Raw genomic sequence first — 16,622 nt, 5'->3', positions numbered from 1 at the left:
GCCTATTTATCGATCTCGTCTGCTCTAGCATGATGTGATGGTGATTCTGCTATTTTCAAGCATTGCCGCGCAAGCATGCCGGCAGAAATGACATGATTGCTACAAAGTCTTAGTGCCACAGACAAATTTTGCTATGCTGAACAGCTTGTCCCGCTCAGGATTCAGTTTATGCACACCGCCCACTCTGCCATGCATATTATTCAGCCGACCACCTCAACACATGCGACATCGGAAAAAGACCGCCTGATTGGCAAACCGCGCTTTCATTTTGAACCGCTTGAAGTGATGCAGCTGCTCAGAACCCGGATTATTGGACAGGACACAGCCTTAACTGAAATTGAAAAAATGCTGCATGTGGTCAAGGCAGATTTTTCCAGCCCGGAACGTCCGCTGTCGGTGACGCTAATGCTGGGGCCAACTGGCGTCGGTAAAACTGAAACTGTCCGGCTGATCAGTGAAGCGATTTATGGCCGCCCGGATGCTTTTTGCCGGATTGATATGAACACGCTGGCACAGGAACATTATGCAGCAGCACTCACCGGTGCACCGCCGGGCTATGTTGGCTCCAAAGAAGGCCATAGCCTGTTTGATGAAACTGCGATTGCAGGCAGTCACACCCGCCCCGGCATTGTGCTGTTTGATGAACTGGAAAAAGCCTCGACTGAAGTACTGCGCGGGCTAATGAATGTGCTGGACACCGGCAAACTGACCCTGACTTCTGGCACCAAAACCATCGACTTTCGCAATTGCATGATTTTCATGACCAGTAATGTCGGTGCTCAAGCTGCGCAGCAATATCTGGACAAGCTGAATCTGTTCCCGAAAAAAATGCAGGACCTCTGTCTAAAACGTCTGCCGGCCAGACAGATTATTGAAAAGGTGATGCAGCGCCGTTTTGATCCGGAATTTCTCAACCGGATTGACCGGACCCTGCATTATGCGCCGGTCCAGGAAAATGCCCTGCCGCAACTGGTCGAGATTGAACTGGAAAAACTGAACAAACGCCTGCAGCATCAGAAACGTCAGGTGCAGCTGACCGATGCCGCCAAGGCTTATTTTTATCAAGGACATGATATTCGCTATGGCGCTCGGCATTTGGGCCGCCGCATGCGCACCGAACTGGAACCGATTCTGGCGCTGTATTTCCTCAGTCATCCAGAGCAGCTTAGTCTGTGTCTGGACTGTCAGGATCAGCAGCTGTTGATTCAGCCGGACCCAGCGACCAGCACTGAATCAGGACGATAAAGGCTGTTTAATCGCGGCGCAGAATTGCTCCGGATGCCGCGGCGACACCAGCACAAACTTGTTCACGCCATCTTGCTGATAGTCAATCTTTAAGCGTTTTAAGGACATGGCCGGAGATGCCACCGAGTTATTGGTCGGTGATACTTTTTGAATCTGCGCCAATGGGATGCGCCAGCTTAAAAACAGGCAGCGGATGGTCAGGCAGTCTTCGCTCACACGATAGCGGGTATTCCACACCGGCCACCAGATCACCACAATGGTCAGCAGATACACCGCGGTATGCACCGGATACGCTTGCATGGTGCCTTTGGCCTGCATGGTCAGCAACAATTGCACCAGCAGCCCGGTCATACAGATCAGAAAGGCCAGCACCCACCAGTCAATTTTGGAACGAAATTTCTGCATTATTTTCCCCTTTACTGTCTGTATCTTACACAAAATTTATGGGGGCTGCTGTATTGGGCCGTGCAGAAAAAAAACGCCCATGTGGGCGTTTTGGTTGGAGTGCAAAAGATCAGCATGTCATCTTAAAACAGATAAGGCCGGATAAAAATCAGGAAGAATAGCCCCAGCATCAGCACCCATTTTAAAATGTAATATAGGGTCCGGTTTCTGGCTTTCAGGGCCTTGGCTTGAATCCGGATCTGATAAACATAGGCAAAGACTTTATTCAGGCCGCCAGTGCGGTCCCCGACTTCATTGGGCGAGCTGGCCGCCGTCATCACCTTTTTACCAAACCAGTGATTAAACTTTTGCATCCAACGGGTAGTTAACGGCCGCTCGACATCGGCAAAGAAAATAATCCGGTTCTGCGTAGTGCCGTTTTCAGCATAGTGAATATAGGTTTCATCAAATACCACACTTTCACCATCACGCCATGAATAGCGCTGGCCATCGACATCAATAAAGCAGCGCTCATCATTCGGGGTCATTAAGCCCAAATGATAACGCAGCGAACCGGCATAAGGATCGCGATGCCGGACCAGGCGGCTGTCTGGTGCCAGTTCGGTAAACATTGCCGCTTTAATACTTGGCAAGGTTTTTAATAAAGCTGTGGTTTTCGGGCACAGCTCGGCCGCAGAAGGATGCGCGGTGTCATACCATTTCAGGTAAAAGCGTTTCCAGCCGGTTTTAAAGAAAGAGTTAAACCCCAGATCATCATATTTGCTGGAGGCCTTGATGCCGCCTTGTTCATACAGCGCTTTGGCCTCATCGCGAATCATCTCCCAATGTTCATCCAGCACTTTTAAATCCTGAAAATGCTGGGTGTCGATGTAGGGCTGATTCGGTACGCGTGAAAAACGGTACATCAGAAAATTAATCGGGGCGAACAGGGTCGAATGGTCAAAGAACTGACGATAAAACGAATGCCGAACTTTGCCGCGTTGCTGGATATAAAACGCTGAAATGACAAAGATGGCCAGAATAATCCACTTAAGCATAGCAACATCCGGGAAATTGCCGCCCTGTACAGGGACGACAGACAAGCCAAAATATCGGCGAGTATAACAAATTTAGCCAGGCCAATCAACCGGTCGTTTAAGACACAGCGTTGCAAAACTGGCGCTGTTCAGGTACCTGTACTGCCCTGCCCATTCACACGAATTGACTTTTTTGACCAAAACACCACAACTCCGGCATGGGCAGCGCCAGCTTTTTCCGTTATAAACAGAAGGCAACTGCGCCAAAAAGTAAAACTGAAACAAGTACTTCATTGGCTTTTAAGCGAAATAAGCAGGAGAAGAAAGGGAACAAGACCTTGATTGGGCATAGAAAAATTGATGACCCTAGCGTCACGGCTTGATACAACTTGTTATATTCTTTTTCGATATAGTTATCGTAAGATTAGCGAGGCATAGAAGTGTGCGGGAAATGCACACTCGCTTCACAACATCAACTTAGAAATCCTCCAAAATAAAGGAGATCAGGCATGATCCACGCTGGCAATGCCATTACCGTCCAAATGCTTTCGGACGGAATTGCAGAATTCCGCTTTGACTTACAAGGTGAGTCGGTCAACAAATTTAACCGTGCAACGATTGAAGATTTTAAAGCTGCAATTGACGCTGTCAAAGCCAATAGTGAAATTAAAGGCTTGGTGGTCACTTCAGGTAAATCGACCTTCATCGTGGGTGCAGATATCACTGAGTTTGGTGAAAACTTCGCACAAGGCGAACAAGCAATTGTGGAATGGGCCTTGCCTGTTCACAACATCTTCAACAGCTTTGAAGATTTAGATATTCCTAAAGTGGCTGCCATTAATGGTATGGCGCTGGGTGGCGGTTTTGAAATGTGTCTGGTCTGTGACTACCGTGTCATGTCCGAACAGGCGCAAGTCGGCCTGCCAGAAATCAAACTGGGAATTTTCCCGGGCTTTGGTGGTACAGTACGTTTAAGCCGTTTAATCGGGATCGACAATGCGGTGGAATGGATGGCAATGGCCAATCCGAAAAAACCAGCCGCAGCATTAAAAGATGGTGCAGTAGATGCCGTTGTTGCCGCGGACAAACTGACTGAAGCCGCAGTTGATCTGGCTAAACAGGCAGCAGCTGGCCGTCTGGACTGGAAAGCAAAACGCCAAGAAAAATTAGACCCTGTAAAATTGAACCCACTTGAACAAATGATGGCGTTCAACACGGCGAAAGGTGCGGTATTAGCCAAAGCGAATCCTGCACAATACCCAGCACCAAAACTCATGCTGGATTCTTTACAAGCTGGTGCAAGCTTGCCACGTAATGACGCACTCAAAGCAGAAGCTGAAGGCTTTGCTAAAGCTGCTGTAACGCCTCAAGCAGGTGCGTTGATTGGTTTGTTTATCAACGACCAAGTGGTGAAAAAGACCTCGAAAAAATATGAAAAAGGTGCACATCCTGTGAACCAAGCGGCTGTACTCGGCGCGGGTATCATGGGCGGTGGTATTGCTTACCAAGCGGCAAGCAAAGGCACACCAATTATCATGAAAGACATCGGCAACCCACAATTAGCATTAGGGATGTCTGAAGCAAACAAATTGCTGACCAAGCAGGTTGAACGCAAGAAGATGAAACCGGCGCAAATGGGTGAAACCCTGGCACGTATCCGCCCGACTTTAAGCTATGACGAGTTTAAAGAAGTCGACATCGTGATTGAAGCCGTGACTGAAAATCCAAAAGTCAAAGGCATCGTACTGAAAGAAACTGAAGCCAAAGTTCGTGAAAACACGATCATTGCCTCGAATACGTCTACAATTTCGATCACGCGTCTGGCTGAAAACCTGGAACGTCCTGAAAACTTCGTGGGGATGCACTTCTTTAACCCGGTACACATGATGCCACTGGTAGAAGTGATCCGTGGTGAAAAAACTTCACCTGAAGCAATTGCGACCACTGTGGTTCTTGCTCAGAAAATGGGTAAAACACCAATTGTTGTGAACGACTGCCCAGGCTTCTTGGTGAACCGCGTATTGTTCCCTTACTTTGGTGCATTCGACTTGTTACTTAAAGATGGTGCAGACTTCCAGCAAGTCGACAAAGTCATGGAAAAATTCGGCTGGCCAATGGGTCCTGCTTACCTGATGGACGTGGTTGGTATCGACACTGGCGTTCACGGTGCAGAAGTTATGGCAGAAGGTTTCCCGGACCGTATGAAGCCAGACTATAAAGGCTCAATCCAAGTCATGTACGAAAACAAACGTCTTGGTCAAAAAAATGACGTAGGTTTCTACAAATATGAATTGGATCGCAAAGGCAAAAAAGCCAAAGTGGTTGATCCAACTGCATACGAGCTTGTGGCATCTGTGGCAACATCTGAAAAACGCGAATTTGATGCACAAGAAATCATTGACCGTATGATGTTGGCGTTCTGTAACGAAACTGTTCGTTGCTTAGAAGACAATATCGTGGCAACACCATCTGAAGCAGATATGGCGATGATTATGGGTGTAGGTTTCCCTCCATTCCGTGGTGGCCCATGCCGTTACATCGACCAAACAGGTGTTGCTGAATATGTTGCGCTTTGCGACAAATATGCACACTTAGGAAAAGCTTATGAAGCGCCACAAATGTTGCGTGACATGGCTGCTAACAACAAAAAATTCTACGGTTAAGGAGCAACGTGAATGGCTACTTTAAATCCACGTGACGTTGTCATCGTTGATGGCGTACGTTCTGCAATGGGTAAAACCAAAAACGGTATGTTCCGCAATGTACGTGCTGACAGTCTATCGGCTGAATTGGTTCGTGCTTTAGTTGCTCGTAACCAGTTTGATGTCAACGAAGTTGAAGATGTAATCTGGGGCTGTGTGAACCAAACCCTAGAACAAGGTATGAACATTGGTCGTAATATTGCATTATTGGCTGATCTTCCAAAAACAGTAGCGGGTCAAACCGTAAACCGTCTGTGTGGTTCTTCAATGCAAGCAATCCACACGGCTGCAGCACAAATTGCAACCAATCAGGGTGATATTTTCATCATTGGTGGTGTAGAGCACATGGGCCATGTGGGCATGATGCACGGTATCGACATCAACCCTGCTGCATCGAAGCACTATGCCAAAGCATCAAACATGATGGGTTTAACTGCTGAAATGTTGGGTCGCATGAACGGTATTTCGCGTGAAGAGCAAGATGCCTTTGGTGTGGAATCACATCGTCGTGCATGGGCTGCAACACAAGAAGGTCGTTTTAAAAACGAAATCATTGGCATTGAAGGTCATGACGCAAATGGCTTTAAACAGCTATGCGACATCGACGAAGTGATCCGTCCAGATGCCAACCTTGAGGCGTTCCAAGCTTTACGTCCTGTATTTGACCCGAAAGGCGGTACGGTCACTGCGGCAACATCTTCAGCATTGTCTGATGGTGCATCTGCGATGCTGCTTATGTCTGCTGAACGTGCACAAGCTTTAGGTTTAAAACCACGTGCGGTGATTCGCTCTATGGCAGTTGCAGGCTGCGATGCAGCAATCATGGGTTATGGCCCTGTACCTGCAACACAAAAAGCGCTTAAACGTGCAGGCTTGTCAATTGCAGACATTCAAACCTTTGAATTAAACGAAGCGTTTGCTGCACAAGGTTTGTCTGTTCTTAAAGGCTTAGGCATTTATGATCAGCAAGATCGTGTGAATTTGAACGGTGGTGCAATTGCACTAGGTCACCCATTGGGTTGTTCGGGTGCGCGTATCACTACAACGCTGCTTAACGTGATGGAACAGCAAGATACCCAAATTGGTCTTGCGACCATGTGTATCGGTCTTGGTCAAGGTATCGCGACAATTATCGAACGCGTTTAATCTTTAAATACTTAGATAAAAAAATCCCCGTTTGATACGGGGATTTTTTATATTCGCGAAAATTATTCAAAACAAAACGCCCCATGTGCTACATCGGGCATTTTTAAATTGCATCTCAATCACGACTGAAGCAAGCTTCAGCTCATCGCCTTAATGTTCGGGCTTGGCCACTGTGGTTAACACTGGCTCAACCGTTGTCCTTTTACCAAAATGAAGATGGTTAAACAGGATATTCAGGAAAATCGCCATCACACAGGTCGAGCTAATGCCCGAATGGAACAGGGTTTTAAACCAGGTTGGAAACTGGGCATAGAAAGAATGATCAATAATTGGAATCATCCCGGCGGCTAAAGACGTTGCCACAATAATCAGATTCTTCTGGTCGCTATAGTCCAGTTTAGATAAAGTACGAATCCCGCTGGCCGCCACTGTACCAAATAGGACCAGACCAGCGCCGCCTAATACCGGCGTAGGAATGGAAGCAATAATACGGCCCATAATCGGCAGCAAGCCCAAGATCACCAGAATCAAGCCACCGGCAGCTACCACAAAACGGCTTTTCACACCGGTAATCGCCACCAACCCCACATTCTGAGCAAAGGCACTTTGCATAAAGGTGCCAAAGAAGGGCGCTACTGCTGAGGAAATCATATCGGCGCGCAAGCCATTGGCAATACGCTTGTCATCGACTTTGGCACCGACAATATCTCCCACTGCAATAATATCGGCCGTGGTTTCAGTTAACACCACCACCATCACAATGGTCATGGCCAGAATTGCAGACAGATGAAAAGTCGGTGCGCCAAAAGCCAAAAAGTCAGGAAAGGCAAACCAGGCACCCTCACCCACTTTGGAAAAATCGCCAAAACCCAAGACATAGGCCAGAATCGAACCGATCAGAATCGCCAGTAAAATTCCGGTACGGCGAATGGTTTCAGAACCAAAACGGCTTAAAAGCAGCAAAATCCCCAGGGTCATGGCGGCCAGACCAATATTCTGCATAGAACCCCAGTCAGGTGCATTGCTATTGCCACCCATAATCCAGCGCACGGCCACCGGCAATAAAGACAGGCCGATGATGGTAATCACACAGCCAGTCACCACCGGTGGAAAGAAACGGATAATCTTGGCAAAAAACGGTACCAGCAATAACCCGATTAAGGAGGAGGCAATCACCGCGCCCAGAATGGCATTAAAACCGCCACCCGTGGTGGCAATACCCACCATGGTGGCTACACCGGCAAAAGACACGCCTTGCACCAGTGGCAAGCGTGCCCCGAAATATTTCACCCCCAAGGTCTGTAACAAAGTCGCCAGTCCGCCCATAAATAATGAGGCAGTAATCAAAATCCCGATTTGCGCAGCAGTTAAACCGGCCGCTGTGCCAACAATCAATGGCGGCGCCACAATACCGCCATACATGGTTAATACATGCTGTAAGCCATAAGTCAGGCTTTTTCCTGTCCCTAAAAATTCATCTTCGGGCGAAATATTCTGTTTGCTCGTTGTCATATGTAGCCCCACGCCGCAGCCTAGTGATGCTTTTCTCTGAAGCCATCCTTAAAAATATACTGGCCCTTGCCTGCATGTTGCAGACAAGCGCGATTCCTGCGGGATTGGAGCAATTACTATGCCATTTTAAAAAATCTGCCGGATTTTGCTGGTAAATCGGCACCAACATGAGGATGAGATGAACTAGTTAAAGACAGGAAAAAATAGAGAGATACTTTCTAAAATTTCAAAACTTTATCAATTACTTAGACCAATTTTTTTTATTCATAATTTTATTTTTCTACTCTGTTTAAGTAGATCACGCACGATGCTGTCCATTTATATAACTTGTAGCCATCCACACCCTGAAAAAGCGCTAGAGACTGTACAGTCACAGTGCATTTTCATAGCCATCTCGGCCAGCAGCAGCACTAAAATATGTCCTGAGCCTGTGGCCAGGTGATCATTAAGAATGCACCTTGCATCTGCCGATACTGCCCCATGACGGTGTTGGGGCAGTATTAAGCTTTGGCTTAAAACAGGTGCAAGAAGTTGAGCTGTTACTTACAGTTTTTCAGCCAATGCCTGCTGATGCGCCTGGGTAATCTCCTGCATTTGCTGATTCAGCTTGAGCATGTCCTGATAGGCCTGATTAAACTGTTTCAGGCCTGCATCTTCATAGAACATAAACAGGTTGTTTTTCATTTCCCAGCGATTATTTTTTAGAATCCCAAGCAGCACATAGGCCTGACTCAGGCTCTGTTTTTCCAGCTCAAACAGCACTGTGCCTTCATCATTCTGGCGGCTTTCCAGCAGAGATTCACTTAACTGACGGCGTAGATGCGATTTAATCGGTAATTCTTCAATTTGGGCCAGCGCCTGAGCTTCATGTTCAGTCAGATGCTCCTGATACAGCTCCATCATGGCTTTGACCTGTGACAGCATGGCTTCAGTTTCGGCATAGTCCTGTTTTTTATCTTCATTCAGGCGTTTAATATCCAGAAACTGATCCCATTGCAGCGCTTTCAGCTCACGTAAATAGCTGTTACGCGCTTCGGCACTTTGCACCAGATGGCTAATCACAAATTCAGCCATCAGGGCATAATCACCGCTTAAACGCGGATCGGACGGATCAACCTGAATCGGGGTCGACCAATCCTGCGCCTGTACATAAATCTGCTCGGCCTTGTCATACAGTACGTTCTGATATTCGTGTAATTGGGTCAGTTCTTTTTGTTGTGCCTGATATTGATAAAACATCAATCCAAACACGGCACAGGTCACGAGGACGATGATCCACACTATACGTCGCATATCCTGTCCTCTTGTTGTAGTTCTCGTTATCATAACGCTTTGTTGTTGTATCGCCTGTTTTTTAGACAAAATTATTCAACAAAGCACACAAAAGATCAAACAATAAAAATGACTTAAGTGATTTATTTTATTCAGCTAATTTTTTATCGTTTAGCTTATTTTCAAAAAATATAAAGTGATGAGGATGAAAAATACGGTTTGCTGGCGGCAAAGTACCCATCTCGGCTTTAATTCAGGCAAATCATCCCCATCAATAGTTGAAAACAAGGCAAAGAGAATATTCATGCGTGTAGATATCTGGTCCGATGTGGTCTGCCCTTTCTGTTATATCGGCAAAAAACGTCTTGAAGCCGCGGCAGCACAGGTCGGCGTAGAACTTGAGGTGCACTGGCACAGCTTCCAGCTTGACCCGGAGGCACCGGAACGTCAGGAAATTTCCAACTCTGAACGTCTGGCACAAAAATATGGCCGTACCCTGGCAGAAGTAGAAGACATGCAGCGCAATATTGCCAGCATGGCTGCTGAAGAAGGCATCCAGTTTAACTGGGAACAGGCCAATTCCGGCAATACCTTGAATGCCCACCGTCTGATTCATCTGGCGCAAAGCAAAGGCTTGGGCAATGAAGCCAAAGAGGCTTTTTTCTACAGCTATATGACCCAAGGTCTGGCCATTGGCGAACGCGAAACGCTGGAAGATGTCGCTGCACGTATCGGTTTAAACCCGGTGGAAGTCGATGATGTGCTCGATTCCGATGCCTATGCCGATTTTGTGAAATTTGATCAGGATGTAGCACGTGATCAGCTTAAAGTGACGGGCGTCCCATTTTTTGTATTTGACCAGCGCGTCGCTTTAGCCGGTGCACAGCCACGGGAAGTGTTTGAACAGGTGCTGAAAAAAGCTTTGGAAACACCTGCAGACAACGGCGCGCAATGTCAGGATGACCAGTGCGATGTACCGGAACAATAAGCAGTTGTATCTTTAAGCATCGCTGCCATAAAAAAATCCCCTTACGGGGATTTTTTCTATGTGCCTTATTCCACCAGGAAACTGATTTTTAAATTGACCCGATACTCGGTAATCTTATTGTCCTTAATCACCACTTTCTGTTCATTAATCCAGGCACCCTGCAGGTTTTTGACTGTTTCACCGACTTTGGCAATGCCGCTTTGAATGGCATCTTCAAAACTTTTATTACTGCTGGCATTCACTTCTACTACTTTTGCAATCGCCATGATTGATCCCTCAGTGTTGGTATAAACGTTCATCTTAGAATAAAAAATAGACAATAAAAGAGCGCTTAACCATACCGCGTCAAAAACTTACATCTCTATACAGATCAAGGGATTTGTACAGAGATGACGCATGGATGGGGCAAAAAATCTGGAGATTTTTTCATCTTAAAACAGGATGATCTCGTTCTTGTAAAAATCATCATTAATTTAAATCTTGTAGCTAAATGATTAGAGCAATTATTCTAATTTATTGTTTTTAAATGTTATTTTTTAACAAAAAGTCTTAAACTTGCCGATATGATCATTTTCTCTCAATCACAACGCGCTATCATAGCTGTTGTTTGAATACACTCTCTCACGATGACTTTTCTCCCAAGTCATCCTTTTTTGTGAAGGTAAGATTGATGAACTTTTTAAAAGCGCTTGGCCTGTTTATGGTCACCCTGTATGCAGCCAATGTATCAGCAGAAATGGTTTATGTACCAAGCTTCCCGACTGAAAAAGCCCACACTGAAACCGTGAGCAACGATCAGCCTGTAAGCGCTGAACAGAACAAAGAAGCTTAAGCACTTCTTTAAATACAAGCAGACCTCAGGTCTGCTTTTTTTATTGCGGGTTAGAACAATTCTGCGGCTGACACCTGATCCGACCGGACAATTTGAGACTGACATTTTTTGTCAATTCGGCAGCATGATCTGTTTATTCTCTGATTTAACTGAAATTTATCTAAAAAATTTTTTAATATTTCTTATATTGAAATCCCAATTTATGTCATAAATGCCTAAAAATCCACAAAAGCTGACATTTTTTTCATGTAATTTTTAGTGAAATACCTATAATCAAAGTGATCCAAAACAATTATTTAAGTACAGGTTGATGAGAGAGCAATGCACGAACTTCAAGCCCTGATTCAGAGAAAAATTTCTCCACAAGAGATTAATGTAGAAAATCTGGTGGCGCTGGCGGAACATTATTCACAGCCGCATTCTGCCGAATACAAATTGGTTGAACTGGCCCTGAATATTGTCCTGGCCAGTTATCTGGAAAAAGCACAACAACTGGTTTAAGTTTCCACCATGAATACTTTAGAAAAATCCCGGCTGATTAAAGAACTGCATGACCTGACGGGCGCACTGGAGCGTCGTTCCTTGAGTCTGTATGAAACCGCCAAGGCCAAAAGCCGGATTAAAAGTATTTTTGTTGAATGCGACCAGCCGCTGTTTAAAAAACAGATTCTGGCCTATAAGGCACAGGTGCAGCCGGAACGTTCTGCCGAAGAATTTGCGCGCGACACCATTTATGCATGTTCTTTTCGGGGGGTGTTTCAGCAGGTTGAGGCTCTAGAACAAGCTTTATATACCCAGCCCGATTCAGGTTGGGCTATCTTGTATCAGCCCGCCTCCGGCTGGCAAATCTGGCTGATTCCGGCACCCGCACGTACTGCCCTGCTCAGTGACTGGGGCAATCTGGAACAGGTCTATCGCTGGATGTTGCAACAGCAGCATCAGTATCGCAGTCTGCACACCGATCTGGAATTACTTAACCAGCAAAACTATGCCGCAACGCAGGCCTTTCAGCATACCGTCGCAGTACGTACAGCTGTAGCGATAGAACCTGAAGCAGCAGCTCAGCAACTCAAGCCTACCAAAGCCGCACCTGTTCAGCCTGAACAGCAAGCAGAGTCTAGCGCCCGTCATCTGCTGCTCAATCAGCTCAGCTGCCCGATTTCCGAATTACCCCTGGACCATCTGCCGGCGGAAAAACTGTGCCGGGTATTTTTACCAGACCGGCCTGAAGTGATGCAGTATGCCGATGTGCTGGTTCATGATGCAGAGCAAGCAGCTCTGCTCAAGCGCCCCGGTTATGTGGCCGAGCAGATCAATGCCCAAGGTCGTTTTATTAAATATCTGGTCTTGTTTGGCGCCTTGGATGCCATGCAAGCCACCCGTTTTGCCCACGCCTTTAGCCAGCAGCATGAACATGAAATTGCCGCAATTCGTGAAATAGACAGCGCTGTACTGGAAAGCCAGCTGTTTGCGCTGGACAGCCTGTTTCAGTGCTATCAACATGCCGAGCAGATGATCTGGCACAAAGAAGATTATTATCCGTTTATTCCGCTGCACCTGATTCATACCCAGAAATTTATCCAGTTTGAGGAAACAGCAGCCACGCTGGCCACCCCGCTGATTTTATTAAAAGAGCGACAAAAAATTCGCCTGATTCATGGCCAGCAGCGTTTACAACTGGCGCGTACCGAACCGGCCTATCCCTATATTCTGCTCGATCGTCAGCAGGGCGTGAGCTGGCAAATCATTCAAAAAGTCTTGAATCACCTGCCTGCGCCGGTCGACCCTTTACGTCTGGTTCAGGCCATTCAACGGCTCACCGCCAGTTAATGTTTATGTTTTTGTAGCTGCATCTTGCTTTTCGCCTGAAGATTTTCAACACTAGCAAAAAGAGCTTAAAGATCAGTAAATAATGCCAAGAAAAGTACATTTTATAGCGCCATTATTATTATTTTGCCTGTTAGGCAGTGGATATACGGTTGCAGACAACAATACCAACCTGGAGACAGAACAGCAGACCGCACCACCAGGTTATGAGGTGCCACTGGTGCCCGAAAGTGAGGCGGGTAATGGTTTTTTCTATACCCTGCCGCGCCTGATTGATGCCACCCCGACCATTTTGCCGGAACAGTCGAATGAACCGATTGTACCGCCCACGCATGAAACCGAAGAACAAAGCTGGGTAGACCGGCGCCAGAAACAGATTCGCCACTGGGCAGACAATACCGCACATAAAATTGATAACTGGTTTGGAGAAACCAGCCCGGAGGAACCGGCCTCTGCGACCTTGCGTATTCTGGTCGACAGTCGCTGGAACAAATATGATGACTACGATATTAAACCGCGGGTACGTGGCCGGATTAAACTGCCGACGCTGGAACGCAAATTAAGTCTGGTCTTTGGTGATGACTCACTGGATAACGAACTGCAAAATAGTGTTGCCATTACCAATGAAAACCCCAGCAACAGCCCGGACAAAACCCTGGATGGCCGACGGGCACGTGAAGACAACAGCTCTCTGGCCTTACGCTGGTCTGACTTCACTGAACGCTTACCCTTTGAAACTGATGCCGACCTCGGGGTGCGTTCTGGCGATGATATTTATGCCCGTTTAAAAATTGCCAAGGACTGGGAACTGGTCAATGATTTTTCCTTTCATGCCGAGCAGATTTACCGTTACGGTCTCGACAGTGAAAACTATTTAAGAACCAACCTGGAACTTATTCATGCCCGGCCTGATCATCCGTTTTTAAGCAACCAGTTTAGCCTGACCTATGCCGATGAACAGGATGATGACCTCAGATGGGACAACTACAGCTTTAGACAGCACCAGTTCTTCCACGGCAACCGTTTTAACTACGGGCTCTACACCGGCGGTTATTATCATAATGATGATTTACGCCTGAACAGCTGGGGGCCATTTGTGTCCTGGCGTCAGCCGTTCTTGCGCGAATGGTTTTTTGTGCAGGGCGACCTGAATTACTATAATGATGACCGTGAAGACCGCAGCCATTACCCGAGTGTCTTGCTGCGTTTAGAAGCCCTGTTCTAAAGCCGTCAACAATATAATCGTGCATTAAAAAACCTCCCGCAGGAGGTTTTTTTAATAGGCTTATTTTAAGAGCAGACTGTTGATGCGTTTCAGGTACTCTGCCGGATTTTCTGGCAGTCCCCCTTCTGCAATCAGGGCCTGATCAAAAATCACATTGGCCAGATCATCAAACTGAGCCGAACCTTGCAGTTTTTGCACCAACGGATGCTGCGGGTTAATTTCCAGAATCGGTTTCATTTCTGGCACCGGCTGACCGGCATCTTTCAGCATCCGGATCAGCTGTGGCGACAATTCCCCGTCAGCCGTAACCAGACAGGCCGGAGAATCAACCAATCGTGTGGTCACGCGCACTTCTTTGGTTTTATCTTTCAGCGATTCAGACAGCTGCTCCACCACTGGCTTAAACTGCTCTGCCGCCTGTTCCAGTGCCTTCTTCTCTTCAGCATCTTGCAGATCGCCCAAATCGACCGCACCTTTAGACACGTTTTGCAGCGGTGTACCATCAAACTCATGTACGAAGTTCATGGCCCATTCATCAACACGTTCAGTCATCAGCAGGACTTCAATGCCTTTTTTCTTGAACAGCTCCAGCTGCGGCGAGTTCTTGGCCGCGGTCAGGCTATCTGCGGTTACATAGTAAATGGCTTTCTGGCCGTCCTGCATCCGCGCTTTGTAATCTGCCAGTGAGGTACTGACCTCATCCTGGGTGGAGGTCGCATAGCGTAATAATTTCAGGATACGCTCACGGTTACCAAAGTCTTCGCCCAGGCCTTCTTTTAAGACCGAACCAAATTCACGATAGAAAGTCTTGAAGTTGTTCTGGTCTTTTTCATCTTCAGATTTGGCCAGACCATCCAGCATGGTCAGCACACGGCGTGCGTTACCTTCACGTATGGTTTTCACATCGCGGCTTTCCTGTAGCAGTTCACGGCTGACGTTCAGCGGTAAATCGGCGCTATCCACCACACCCTGTACAAAGCGCAAATAGTTTGGAATCAGGTTGTCAGCATCATCCATAATAAACACGCGTTTGACATACAGCTTGATGCCAGCTTTGGCTTCGCGGGTAAAAATATCATGTGGTGCTTTTGGTGGAATATACAGCAACTGGGTATATTCGGTGCTGCCTTCGACACGGTTATGCGACCAGGCCAGCGGCGCTTCAAAATCATGGCTCAGGTTTTTATAAAACTCGATATACTGTTCTTCGCTAATCTCGTTTTTACTGCGGGTCCATAAAGCACTGGCCGAGTTAATCACTTCCCATTCATCAGTTTTCACATACTGGCCGCCTTTTGGCTGTTCGCCTTCCGCCACTTCCTCTTCCTGCCAGACTTCTTTTTGCATTTGAATGGGCAGGCTGATGTGATCAGAATATTTATTGATAATCTGCTTCACTTTATAGCTTTGCAGATAGTCCAGCGCATCTTCACGTAAATGCAGGATGATGTCGGTACCACGACCTTCCTTGTTGATTTGCTCGACTTCAAATTCACCGGTGCCACCGCTGATCCAGCGTACACCTTCCGATGCATCCAGACCGGCACGGCGCGATTCCACAGTAATTTTATCGGCCACAATAAAGCCGGAGTAGAACCCCACCCCAAACTGGCCAATCAGCTGGGCATCGGCCTTCTGATCACCGGTCAGCTTGGACATAAAGTCTTTGGTGCCCGATTTGGCAATGGTGCCCAGGTTATCAATCGCTTCCTGCTGGCTTAAACCAATACCGTTATCGGAAATGGTCAGGGTATTGTTCTCGGCATCCAGACGTACACGTACGCGCAGGTCCGGATCATTTTCATAATATTCAGGATGGTTGATGCCTTCAAAACGCAATTTATCGCAGGCATCAGAGGCGTTAGAAATCAGTTCACGCAGAAAAATTTCAGGGTTGGAATAAAGAGAATGCGTCACCAAATGTAAAAGCTGAGCCACTTCAGCCTGGAAACTGTGTTTTTGTGCGCTTTGTTCGCTCATTCATCACTCCTTAAATTGACAGCATTGTTGTATTGGAATGCCTTATGAATTGGAGTGAGGCGACGATTTTTCAATAGGAAAACAAAAAAATATTAAAATGGGCCCTGCTGATAGACCCGCTGCATATACTGCTCCAGCTTTTGCTGACGCATCTGGTAAACCTGGGTCAGACATTCAACCGACTGGCCACAGCGGTCACGCAGGGCCAGCCAGCGCACCTGTTCATCCCGTATGGCCGAACGTGTCCCCATCGGTACCAGACGGTTAATAATTTTATAGGTGGTGGCCATCTTCACATCGGCATCATTAACATTACGATGTTCACAAATGGCATGTTCGGTTGGGGTTTGAGCACGTTCACAATTAAAGCTGGCTGCAGCGGCAGGCAGGCTGATCAAACTGGCGAAGACCAAGGCAAAGGTTGTATTTCTATTCATATTTGATCTTCTCACTTTTTCATTTCTTTCATTTC

The 16,622-nt window shown here is 46.9% G+C and carries 15 protein-coding genes; 8 read left to right on the top strand and 7 right to left on the bottom strand.

From position 1 onward, the window contains the following. Positions 1-168 precede the first annotated feature (168 nt). Positions 169-1,245, top strand: a complete 1,077-nt coding sequence (locus tag FTT63_RS04445; protein WP_180192018.1) for an AAA family ATPase — start codon at positions 169-171, stop codon at positions 1,243-1,245. On the opposite strand, the gene FTT63_RS04440 is transcribed toward FTT63_RS04445, so the two are convergent. Both FTT63_RS04440 and lpxO read right to left on the bottom strand, forming a co-directional pair. Next, entirely contained in the window at positions 1,234-1,650 is a 417-nt protein-coding gene (locus FTT63_RS04440; RefSeq protein ID WP_005181729.1) for a PH domain-containing protein, read from the bottom strand. The genes FTT63_RS04445 and FTT63_RS04440 overlap by 12 nt on opposite strands. A 122-nt stretch (positions 1,651-1,772) precedes the next feature. Then, positions 1,773-2,687: a lipid A hydroxylase LpxO gene (gene lpxO / locus FTT63_RS04435; protein ID WP_075167599.1), complete on the bottom strand. Its 915-nt coding sequence runs from the start codon at positions 2,685-2,687 to the stop codon at positions 1,773-1,775. A 488-nt stretch (positions 2,688-3,175) separates the two neighbouring features. On the opposite strand from lpxO, the gene fadB reads away from it, so the two are divergent. Together fadB and fadA are read left to right on the top strand one after the other, a co-directional pair. Continuing rightward, on the top strand, positions 3,176-5,329 hold the full coding sequence (gene fadB / locus FTT63_RS04430) for a fatty acid oxidation complex subunit alpha FadB (RefSeq protein WP_127801110.1): 2,154 nt from the start codon (positions 3,176-3,178) through the stop codon (positions 5,327-5,329). A gap of 12 nt (positions 5,330-5,341) precedes the next feature. Further along, positions 5,342-6,514, top strand: coding sequence for an acetyl-CoA C-acyltransferase FadA (fadA, locus tag FTT63_RS04425; protein ID WP_004975824.1), 1,173 nt, complete (start codon positions 5,342-5,344; stop codon positions 6,512-6,514). Positions 6,515-6,664: 150 nt separating this feature from the next. On the opposite strand, the gene FTT63_RS04420 is transcribed toward fadA, so the two are convergent. Continuing rightward, complete coding sequence (locus FTT63_RS04420) at positions 6,665-8,026, bottom strand: nucleobase:cation symporter-2 family protein (RefSeq protein WP_127801111.1); 1,362 nt, start codon at positions 8,024-8,026, stop codon at positions 6,665-6,667. A gap of 543 nt (positions 8,027-8,569) precedes the next feature. Next, positions 8,570-9,319, bottom strand: coding sequence for a hypothetical protein (locus FTT63_RS04415; protein ID WP_104471815.1), 750 nt, complete (start codon positions 9,317-9,319; stop codon positions 8,570-8,572). Positions 9,320-9,602: 283 nt separating this feature from the next. Between FTT63_RS04415 and FTT63_RS04410 the strand changes: the two genes are divergently transcribed. Then, positions 9,603-10,286 carry a DsbA family oxidoreductase gene (locus tag FTT63_RS04410; protein ID WP_075175020.1) on the top strand — a complete coding sequence of 228 codons (684 nt, stop codon included), beginning with the start codon at positions 9,603-9,605 and terminating at the stop codon, positions 10,284-10,286. 65 nt (positions 10,287-10,351) lie between these two features. On the opposite strand, the gene FTT63_RS04405 is transcribed toward FTT63_RS04410, so the two are convergent. Next, a complete protein-coding gene (locus tag FTT63_RS04405) occupies positions 10,352-10,552 on the bottom strand; it encodes a dodecin family protein (RefSeq protein ID WP_005181715.1) in 201 nt (66 codons plus the stop codon). Between the two features lie 404 nt (positions 10,553-10,956). Here FTT63_RS04405 and FTT63_RS04400 point away from each other — a divergent pair, with 404 nt between their 5' ends. From FTT63_RS04400 to FTT63_RS04385, 4 genes are all read left to right on the top strand, one after another. After that, positions 10,957-11,118, top strand: a complete 162-nt coding sequence (locus FTT63_RS04400; protein WP_164844932.1) for a hypothetical protein — start codon at positions 10,957-10,959, stop codon at positions 11,116-11,118. A 321-nt stretch (positions 11,119-11,439) separates the two neighbouring features. Next, positions 11,440-11,619 carry a hypothetical protein gene (locus tag FTT63_RS04395; RefSeq protein ID WP_005181710.1) on the top strand — a complete coding sequence of 60 codons (180 nt, stop codon included), beginning with the start codon at positions 11,440-11,442 and terminating at the stop codon, positions 11,617-11,619. Positions 11,620-11,628: 9 nt separating this feature from the next. Further along, positions 11,629-12,948 carry a hypothetical protein gene (locus tag FTT63_RS04390; protein ID WP_127801112.1) on the top strand — a complete coding sequence of 440 codons (1,320 nt, stop codon included), beginning with the start codon at positions 11,629-11,631 and terminating at the stop codon, positions 12,946-12,948. 127 nt (positions 12,949-13,075) lie between these two features. Continuing rightward, positions 13,076-14,170, top strand: coding sequence for a hypothetical protein (locus FTT63_RS04385; RefSeq protein ID WP_373685667.1), 1,095 nt, complete (start codon positions 13,076-13,078; stop codon positions 14,168-14,170). Between the two features lie 60 nt (positions 14,171-14,230). On the opposite strand, the gene htpG is transcribed toward FTT63_RS04385, so the two are convergent. After that, entirely contained in the window at positions 14,231-16,150 is a 1,920-nt protein-coding gene (htpG, locus tag FTT63_RS04380) for a molecular chaperone HtpG (protein WP_104511477.1), read from the bottom strand. A gap of 92 nt (positions 16,151-16,242) precedes the next feature. After that, positions 16,243-16,587: a lysozyme inhibitor LprI family protein gene (locus FTT63_RS04375; protein WP_016659674.1), complete on the bottom strand. Its 345-nt coding sequence runs from the start codon at positions 16,585-16,587 to the stop codon at positions 16,243-16,245. Positions 16,588-16,622 lie beyond the last annotated feature (35 nt).

The organism is Acinetobacter sp. C15 (assembly GCF_013420645.1).
Taxonomy (GTDB): domain Bacteria; phylum Pseudomonadota; class Gammaproteobacteria; order Pseudomonadales; family Moraxellaceae; genus Acinetobacter; species Acinetobacter indicus.
This window is presented reverse-complemented; position numbering and strand designations above follow the sequence as displayed.

Coding starts and splice junctions, on each gene's coding strand:
- FTT63_RS04445 (WP_180192018.1), top strand. CDS start 169: ATGCACACCGCCCACTCTGCCATGCATATTATTCAGCCGACCACCTCA.
- FTT63_RS04440 (WP_005181729.1), bottom strand. CDS start 1,650: ATGCAGAAATTTCGTTCCAAAATTGACTGGTGGGTGCTGGCCTTTCTG.
- lpxO (WP_075167599.1), bottom strand. CDS start 2,687: ATGCTTAAGTGGATTATTCTGGCCATCTTTGTCATTTCAGCGTTTTAT.
- fadB (WP_127801110.1), top strand. CDS start 3,176: ATGATCCACGCTGGCAATGCCATTACCGTCCAAATGCTTTCGGACGGA.
- fadA (WP_004975824.1), top strand. CDS start 5,342: ATGGCTACTTTAAATCCACGTGACGTTGTCATCGTTGATGGCGTACGT.
- FTT63_RS04420 (WP_127801111.1), bottom strand. CDS start 8,026: ATGACAACGAGCAAACAGAATATTTCGCCCGAAGATGAATTTTTAGGG.
- FTT63_RS04415 (WP_104471815.1), bottom strand. CDS start 9,319: ATGCGACGTATAGTGTGGATCATCGTCCTCGTGACCTGTGCCGTGTTT.
- FTT63_RS04410 (WP_075175020.1), top strand. CDS start 9,603: ATGCGTGTAGATATCTGGTCCGATGTGGTCTGCCCTTTCTGTTATATC.
- FTT63_RS04405 (WP_005181715.1), bottom strand. CDS start 10,552: ATGGCGATTGCAAAAGTAGTAGAAGTGAATGCCAGCAGTAATAAAAGT.
- FTT63_RS04400 (WP_164844932.1), top strand. CDS start 10,957: ATGAACTTTTTAAAAGCGCTTGGCCTGTTTATGGTCACCCTGTATGCA.
- FTT63_RS04395 (WP_005181710.1), top strand. CDS start 11,440: ATGCACGAACTTCAAGCCCTGATTCAGAGAAAAATTTCTCCACAAGAG.
- FTT63_RS04390 (WP_127801112.1), top strand. CDS start 11,629: ATGAATACTTTAGAAAAATCCCGGCTGATTAAAGAACTGCATGACCTG.
- htpG (WP_104511477.1), bottom strand. CDS start 16,150: ATGAGCGAACAAAGCGCACAAAAACACAGTTTCCAGGCTGAAGTGGCT.
- FTT63_RS04375 (WP_016659674.1), bottom strand. CDS start 16,587: ATGAATAGAAATACAACCTTTGCCTTGGTCTTCGCCAGTTTGATCAGC.